The organism is Vibrio sp. 10N.286.51.E5 (genome assembly GCF_041469125.1).
Lineage (GTDB): Bacteria > Pseudomonadota > Gammaproteobacteria > Enterobacterales > Vibrionaceae > Vibrio > Vibrio crassostreae_C.
The window spans coordinates 1-535 of sequence record NZ_JBFRJZ010000118.1; the positions used below are offsets into that span (position 1 = coordinate 1).

A 535-nucleotide genomic window follows, 5' to 3' on the forward strand; every position below is an offset into this window, starting at 1 on the left:
GAGCCTGTAATTTAAATTGTGTATCTGCTTATAATTAAGCCAGTCATGGCTAAGGATAAGCAATATGGACAAGAAAGCTTTAGAAGCCTTCGCTCGCGAAGCCGCTAAGTCAATTAAGACGCCTTCGGATCTTGATGACTTCAGGAAAATGTTAACCAAGGTGACGGTTGAGACAGCTTTAAATGCTGAACTTGATGATCACCTTGGCTACGAAAAACACTCACCGACCAACGATAGTAATAGTCGAAATGGCTACTCTTCTAAGCGCCTACTTACTGACAATGGTGAGATCCAGCTAGAAATCCCTCGTGACCGTGACGCGTCCTTTGAACCCAAGCTCGTTCGTAAGCATCAAACTCGATTCCAATCGATGGACGACAAGATCTTAAGCTTGTATGCCAAAGGAATGACTACCCGAGAAATCGTCGCAACCTTCAAAGAAATGTACGATGCTGATATCTCCGCCAGTCTAATATCGAAAGTCACTGATGCTGTTTTAGAACAAGTTGTTGAGTGGCAAGCTCGCCCTCTTGAT

At 43.9% G+C, this 535-nt stretch carries 1 protein-coding gene; it reads left to right on the forward strand.

Going from position 1 to position 535, the window contains the following annotated elements; all coding sequences use genetic code 11:
• Positions 1-64 precede the first annotated feature (64 nt).
• The coding region (locus AB4161_RS22735) for a transposase (protein WP_372084402.1) at positions 65-535 on the forward strand (471 nt) is incomplete at its 3' end.